This is a genomic window from Viscerimonas tarda (genome assembly GCF_054601255.1).
The window spans coordinates 1-6,402 of sequence record NZ_BAAHWV010000069.1 but is presented as its reverse complement, the minus strand read 5'-3'; the positions used below and the strand labels follow the sequence as shown (position 1 = coordinate 6,402).

10 protein-coding genes are annotated in these 6,402 nt (G+C 41.3%); all 10 read left to right on the top strand.

Annotation, left to right across the window (positions count from 1 at the left end; all coding sequences use genetic code 11):
• Positions 1 to 77: 77 nt before the first annotated feature.
• Complete coding sequence (locus tag ACYPWY_RS15350; RefSeq protein WP_459686423.1) at positions 78 to 1,613, top strand: site-specific integrase; 1,536 nt, start codon at positions 78 to 80, stop codon at positions 1,611 to 1,613.
• 42 nt (positions 1,614 to 1,655) lie between these two features.
• Positions 1,656 to 2,210, top strand: coding sequence for an ORF6N domain-containing protein (locus ACYPWY_RS15345; protein WP_459686422.1), 555 nt, complete (start codon positions 1,656 to 1,658; stop codon positions 2,208 to 2,210).
• A 4-nt stretch (positions 2,211 to 2,214) separates the two neighbouring features.
• Positions 2,215 to 2,634, top strand: coding sequence for a hypothetical protein (locus ACYPWY_RS15340; protein ID WP_459686421.1), 420 nt, complete (start codon positions 2,215 to 2,217; stop codon positions 2,632 to 2,634).
• A 526-nt stretch (positions 2,635 to 3,160) separates the two neighbouring features.
• Positions 3,161 to 3,406, top strand: a complete 246-nt coding sequence (locus ACYPWY_RS15335) for a hypothetical protein (protein WP_459686420.1) — start codon at positions 3,161 to 3,163, stop codon at positions 3,404 to 3,406.
• An 11-nt stretch (positions 3,407 to 3,417) separates the two neighbouring features.
• Positions 3,418 to 3,966: a hypothetical protein gene (locus ACYPWY_RS15330; RefSeq protein ID WP_459686419.1), complete on the top strand. Its 549-nt coding sequence runs from the start codon at positions 3,418 to 3,420 to the stop codon at positions 3,964 to 3,966.
• Positions 3,967 to 3,974: 8 nt separating this feature from the next.
• Positions 3,975 to 4,196: a DUF3873 family protein gene (locus ACYPWY_RS15325; protein ID WP_459686418.1), complete on the top strand. Its 222-nt coding sequence runs from the start codon at positions 3,975 to 3,977 to the stop codon at positions 4,194 to 4,196.
• Between the two features lie 4 nt (positions 4,197 to 4,200).
• Positions 4,201 to 4,425, top strand: a complete 225-nt coding sequence (locus ACYPWY_RS15320; RefSeq protein ID WP_459686417.1) for a hypothetical protein — start codon at positions 4,201 to 4,203, stop codon at positions 4,423 to 4,425.
• Between the two features lie 29 nt (positions 4,426 to 4,454).
• Positions 4,455 to 4,871 carry a PcfK-like family protein gene (locus ACYPWY_RS15315; RefSeq protein ID WP_459686416.1) on the top strand — a complete coding sequence of 139 codons (417 nt, stop codon included), beginning with the start codon at positions 4,455 to 4,457 and terminating at the stop codon, positions 4,869 to 4,871.
• Entirely contained in the window at positions 4,868 to 6,142 is a 1,275-nt protein-coding gene (locus ACYPWY_RS15310) for a PcfJ domain-containing protein (protein ID WP_459686415.1), read from the top strand. The genes ACYPWY_RS15315 and ACYPWY_RS15310 overlap by 4 nt, the downstream gene beginning before the upstream one ends.
• Before the next feature lie 30 nt (positions 6,143 to 6,172).
• Positions 6,173 to 6,402: hypothetical protein (locus tag ACYPWY_RS15305; RefSeq protein WP_459686414.1), on the top strand; the 230-nt coding region annotated here is incomplete at its 3' end.

The following is a 6,402-nucleotide window of genomic DNA, read 5'->3' as shown; positions in this document are numbered from 1 at the left end:
GTCTGATATTGTCTATGTTGCATAGAACTCATTTAAAAGTAAATACAGTAATTTTGTAACTTAAAAAATGAGTTTTTATGAGAAGTACATTCAAAGTCCTCTTTTTCCTGAAAAGAGACAAGCAAAAGACCAACGGAAATGTTCCGCTCTATTGCCGGATAACCGTTGACGGCAAGGAAGCGCGTTTCGGAATGAAATGCGATGTCAATCCCAAATTGTGGGATGTGGAAACCGGCAAGGCAACCGGACGGACGGCGGAAGCCACCAAAATCAACGCCCTTATTGAGAACACCAAGGCAACCGTTGTCAAGGCTTACCGCGATTTGCAGGAACGCGACAATTATGTTACCGCCGAGCGGATAAAAAACATTTTTCTGGGTATCGAATACAAGCAGCACACCATTCTGGAGTTGTTCGACCGGCACAACAAAGAACGCAAATTAATGATAGGCGTAGATATTTGCAAATCCCAGCACGACTATTATTGCCTCACGCGCACCCGCCTCGCCGATTTTATGCAGCGGTATTACAATCTGTCAGATGTTCCACTGAAAGAAGTCGGCAAAAAGTTCATATCCGATTTCGAGGCATACCTTTGCGCCAACTACGATTTTGCACCCAACACACGCATCAAACAACTGAAATGTCTTCGGCATATCATCAGTATCGCTTACGATGAAGAATTGATAATGCGCAATCCATTTACGGAAACTATTCAATTTCAAAAAGTAGATAGAGGTTATTTGACACAGGCGGAAGTGGAAACACTTATCAACTTTCTTCCCAGCAGAAAAAAAGAAGAAGAAGCCCGTAATGTGTTTATTTTCTGTTGCTTTACCGGTTTGCCACACATTGATGTCTTCAATTTGACATACGATAAAATCCAACAGTCGTTTGACGGTAAAATGTGGATAAAGGGCAAGCGGCAAAAGACGAAGACCGAATTTCAAGTACCCCTTTTGGAAATCCCTCAAATGATTATGAGCAAGTATAAGAATCTTTTGCCCGATAACAAGGTTTTACCTGTACCGCAAAGGCAAGTGTATAACATTTTATTAAAAAAGATTGCCCAAAAATGCGGCATAACCAAAAACATAACCTCGCACCTCGCGCGGCATACTTTCGCCACGCTCGCATTGACAAAAGGCGTAGCCCTCGAAAGCGTCAGCAAAATGTTGGGACACACCAGCATTAAGACCACTCAGATTTACGCTCGCGTTACCGATGAGAAAGTAGGTAAAGATATGGCAATGCTCGCAGGCAAACTGACCACAATGGAAACACTGTTTAATATGAAGGATAATGGAATGAAAGAAGAGGAAGTTTCTCTGAAAACATTTATCAACATTATAGATGCGTTTTCCATAAACATTTCGGAAGAACAATTCGGCATATTGAAAGAAATCTGGCAGCAGTTGAACTGGTTTGAAAAGATAACTGCTTTGTATCTCTATAAAGACGGACAGTCCGAAATATTAAAATACCTGTGGACGCACACTGACAGCAACACCAAATTGACGGTTGTTTCCGAAATCCAAAGAATGGAAGACAGTGATAAACCGCTTTTACGGCACAAAAACTTATTGGAGTATATAACTCCCTGTATAGCATAATTATACAGTAAATCAATAATATTCATTTAAAAAATTTCAATCATGAATTTAGAAAGAATTAAAGACAAAATTATCATTGTTCAGGGACAACAGGTTATCCTCGACAATGATGTAGCGGAACTGTACAACGTTGAAACCAAGCGTATCAACGAAGCGGTAAAGAACAACCCCGACAAATTTCCCGAAGGGTATATTATTACGCTGACGGATGATGAAATGCGTTCTTTAAGGTCGAAAATTTCGACCTTAGAAAATGCAGGGCGAGGGAAACATGCAAAATACAATGCAAAAAGTTTTTCGGAACGCGGCTTGTATATGCTCGCCACCATTCTGAAAAGCCCTGTGGCAACGGAAAGAACAATAGAAATTATCGAAACTTTTGCCAAAGTCAGGGAATTGTCGCGTAATATTTCGGAACTGCACAGGCACGGCGAAGAACAGCAAAAATCAATGTTGCAAAAAAGCGGCGAGATTATTTCCGACCTGCTTTTGAGCGACCTTGAAACAACGGAAACGGAAACAACGGTAAAACTTAACCTTGCCCTGCTGTCCGTAGAGCATACGGTTAAGAGAACAACTAAAAAGAAGGAGGAATAATATTATGGAAAAAGGAAGTATCAAATTCATTTACGAAGACGGCAAAGCGCCTTCGCTGGAAGTAGAGTTAGTCAATGGAACAATTTTTTTGACAAAGTATGAAATCGCACATTTGCTAAACTGTTTCGTACAAAAGGTAGATGCAAATCTTCGCAGCATTTTCAATCAGCATTTGCTTTGGGAAGACGATGTTTGCTACAATAACCGTTATACCGACAACAACGGCAAGGAACGCCAAACAATGTATTACAATATGGAAGTCCTTATTTTTGTCAGTTATCGGGTTAATACATTGGAGGCAAAAGTTTTCCGGCAATTTGTCAATTCCGCTTTGCGGGAACATTTACGAAAGGATAAATCGCCGAAACAGAGCGTAAAAATCGTTTGGACATATATGCCTGCACAAAATTATTGGTGGAATTAAAATCGTAATTCATTCATTCACAGAAGCCCGACACTCAATCGGGCTTTTTTCATTTCCACCCTGCCGAAACACGCTTTGCGTTTTCCATTGCCCTCCAAACAGCAAAGCAAGTTTCCGGCACAATAAAAGCAAGAGTATGAACACGCCGCTATTTTCTGTTATTCATACACTTGCAAAGATTGCCGTATCGCACGGCAACAAAACAAATTCCCTTGTCATAAATTTTTTCGCTGTTTCTCTTAATAATCATTCCACATAATTTATTGCAATTCCGCCGCTGTGTGTGGTCATTTTTTGTTTTGAGGGCAAAGGTGCTTACGGGTTATTAACGGGCTGTCAAGGTCAAGCCTTCGGTTTTACAAAAAATCTCCACACCTGCGCAGGCTTCGGGTAGTATTTTTTGTAAAAACCTTGACAGCCCTAAACCCTACACCGGATAGCCCTCAGAAACAAAAAAACGACCGATGCGACGGATGAAGCAGAAGTAAAAAAAATGTCATTGATTATGCGAAACAACGAAAAAATATTGAAACAAAAAAACTCACTCCGCTCTGGAATCAACATAAGTATCGGTTTGATATTAGCGGGTTTGGCAGTGGTTTTCGGGCTGATTTTCGGCTTTGGCGGTACTTTCTCGGCAGTAGTGGGGGTATATCTCGGCTACAAACTTTTGAGGCTGATTTTGCGGGTTTTGAGTTTGGTTTTTTCCCTCTTTATTACCCTTGTTTCGATTGCAATACTGATTTTAATTATTTCATTACTAATATTTTAATACAATTCATTATGTCAAAAGTAACAGTTTTATTTTCAGGGAAAACGTATGATACCTCAAAGCAGGTATTAAGTGAAAATCAAATCGTAACCGGCTACGGTTACGGAATGAGCAAGGAACGCTATGTGGTTTATCGGGTTGAAAACAGGGGCGACAGTTTTATTTACCACTTAATCAACATTGAAACAAGGGAGTTTACACAAACAGACCTTCCCCGACCGCTTTCGGAAAAATTCGGGATTGGAATGTATTACAATGATGAAACACCCGAATTTATGGATGCCTTTGAAGCATTGCTATTGCAGGGCGAAGCGGAGTACAAGGTTCAGGCAGAAACGAACACCGCCACGCCCGAAACCGTAACAGGCGATTTTGTGATAGCGGATTACTCCCAAATGGCATTAGCCGTTTTCGGCGACACTCGCCCCATTAAGGACGAATTAAAGGCGTTAGGCGGACGGTTTAACCCAAGATTAACGTACAACGGCGAAAAACAGGCAGGTTGGATTTTCTCAAAATCCAAAGAACAGGCATTAAGAAATTTATTAACAATCAAATAATTACAGCAATGAGAACAGAAAACTCAATCAATCAAAACGGTTGTTCCGTTTGTCAGGCAGGACAGGAAAATTATACGACATTCCGCCCTGCACACCGCCCGAATACAGTTTTTTATCAATACGACTACCGACATACAGACAGCAAACTGTTTTCAACCGTCGCCCCGACTTTGGAGGGGTGCAGAGTAAAGAGGGACAAATGGTTAAACGATAATAAATTAAACAAGTAAAACAATGAAAACAGCAGTAAAAACAAAACGGCAATCCGTATCAAAAGGCATACAGAAAATTTGCGGTAACATAATCGAATGGCGGTTATACGGCAAAGGACTTGCATTGTCGGCAATGGATTTGGAACAAATCACAAATTCGCTGATAGACAATTATGTAGAGGGCGAATTATGCACAATAACACCCAATGGCGCTACTGCCAACGGTTGGTGGGCTATCAAATGGTAATTTTATTAATCATTATAACACAAGGAAATATGAAATCAACGGAAGTATTTAAACAGACAATCCAAAATTATTTGGACAACAGGGCAAAAACGGATGTATTGTTTGCCGTATCCTACGCAAAGACAGGCAAAAACATTGACGACTGCATTACCTACATTTTCAATACCGTTCAGAAAAGCGGTTGCAACGGATTTGCAGACGAGGAAATTTATTCGATGGCAGTGCATTATTACGATGAAGACACTATCGAAGTGGGGAAAAATTTTGATTGCAGGGTTGTAGTCAATCACACCGTAGAATTAACCGCCGAAGAAAAACAGCAGGCACGGCAAGAGGCAATGCAACAGGCGCAAAATGAGGCATACAACCGACTGAAACAGCCTTTGCGCAAGCCCCAAGCGAAACAACCCGAAGTTACCAACCAACTAAATTTATTTGCCCTATGAAACCGAAAAACAAATTTCAACAGCAGGTTTTTGAATGGAGTAAAAAACTGCCTGCCATATCCGAAACGCAGGTAAAATGGGCATATCAAAACTGTATGCTGCATATTGCGAAAAAGACGAAAAAAGGCTTGACCTGTTTAGAGTGCGGTCATTTGTGGCAGGACAAAAACAGCGATGAAAAAGAATGTGTTTGCCCTCATTGCCATACCAAACTGCAAATAGACGGCACAAGACGGCGGGTATTCAGGGATTACGAATATTTCTGCACAGTTACCGTTTGCGGTGGCTTTCAGGTGTTGCGCTTCTTTTACCTGACAATTTATGCCAAAGCGGGAAAAAAGGCGCGGTATTTCCATTCGGAAGTCATTCAGCGGTGGATTGCGCCCAACGGCAAATCGGCAACCATAGCCAGATTAAGGGCATTGACCTGTTTTGCAGACACATGGCGTTTTGAGACGGCTCTTGAAATACGTCCCGAAAAGCCGTTATACAATGCTATTCCGACCGCAGTTTATCCGCGCCAAAAGTTAATCCCCGAATTAAAGCGCAGCGGGTATAAAAAGCCTATTGACAAGGTTACGCCTTTCGATTTATTCCATGCCTTATTGACGGACAATCACGCCGAAACGCTGTTAAAAGCAGGACAAATCAATTTGTTGAATTTTTTTGTAAACAATGGTTTTAAGCATATAACAAACTATTGGACTTCAATCAAAATCTGCCTGCGCAACGGTTATACAGTAGAAGACGCCTCTATATGGCGTGATTACATTGGTTTGTTGCGTTTTTTCGGAAAGGATTTACACAACGCTAAATATGTTTGCCCCACCGACCTGAAAGCCGAACACGACCGTTATGTGAAGAAAAAGCGGGAATGGCAGGAAAGGGAACGCAGGGAAAAGGCAAGAGAAAAGGCATTGGAAGATGAAATTCGTTTCAGGGAAATGAAATCCAAATTTTTCGGTATCGGGTTTACCGATGGCGTGATTGAAGTTCGGACACTCGACAGCGTGGAAGACATAATGACAGAGGGCGATGTAATGCACCATTGCGTATTTGCAAGCGAATACCATTTGAAACCCGACAGCCTGATACTTTCCGCCTGTATCAATGGACAAAAGATTGAAACAGTAGAGTTTTCACTCTCTCAAATGCGGGTGGTACAAAGCAGGGGCGTATGCAACAAAAACACCGAGTACCACGACAGGATAATTGCCCTTGTAAATAAGAAAATGCCGAAGATAAAGAGAAAATTAGCAATGGCAGCCTGATAAATTCAAATCCAATTAAACAATACGGTTATGACAAAAAAAGAATGTCGCAGGATAATGCGGGAGTATGACAGGAAAGATATTTATACGACCCACACAACGAGTTCGGAGAGTTTCAACGGCTTTCTTGCCCAATGCAAACGAGCCATTAACAAGTTGCACCAAGAAAAAGTAAGTACGAAATATGACTTTTGGAGTTGCTATGCAAGCGAACAGGCATACAAACATTTTTACGGCAACCGCCGTTTTTTGAGCGATGC

Coding starts and splice junctions, on each gene's coding strand:
- ACYPWY_RS15345 (WP_459686422.1), top strand. CDS start 1,656: ATGAATTTAGAAAGAATTAAAGACAAAATTATCATTGTTCAGGGACAA.
- ACYPWY_RS15340 (WP_459686421.1), top strand. CDS start 2,215: ATGGAAAAAGGAAGTATCAAATTCATTTACGAAGACGGCAAAGCGCCT.
- ACYPWY_RS15315 (WP_459686416.1), top strand. CDS start 4,455: ATGAAATCAACGGAAGTATTTAAACAGACAATCCAAAATTATTTGGAC.
- ACYPWY_RS15320 (WP_459686417.1), top strand. CDS start 4,201: ATGAAAACAGCAGTAAAAACAAAACGGCAATCCGTATCAAAAGGCATA.
- ACYPWY_RS15350 (WP_459686423.1), top strand. CDS start 78: ATGAGAAGTACATTCAAAGTCCTCTTTTTCCTGAAAAGAGACAAGCAA.
- ACYPWY_RS15310 (WP_459686415.1), top strand. CDS start 4,868: ATGAAACCGAAAAACAAATTTCAACAGCAGGTTTTTGAATGGAGTAAA.
- ACYPWY_RS15330 (WP_459686419.1), top strand. CDS start 3,418: ATGTCAAAAGTAACAGTTTTATTTTCAGGGAAAACGTATGATACCTCA.
- ACYPWY_RS15325 (WP_459686418.1), top strand. CDS start 3,975: ATGAGAACAGAAAACTCAATCAATCAAAACGGTTGTTCCGTTTGTCAG.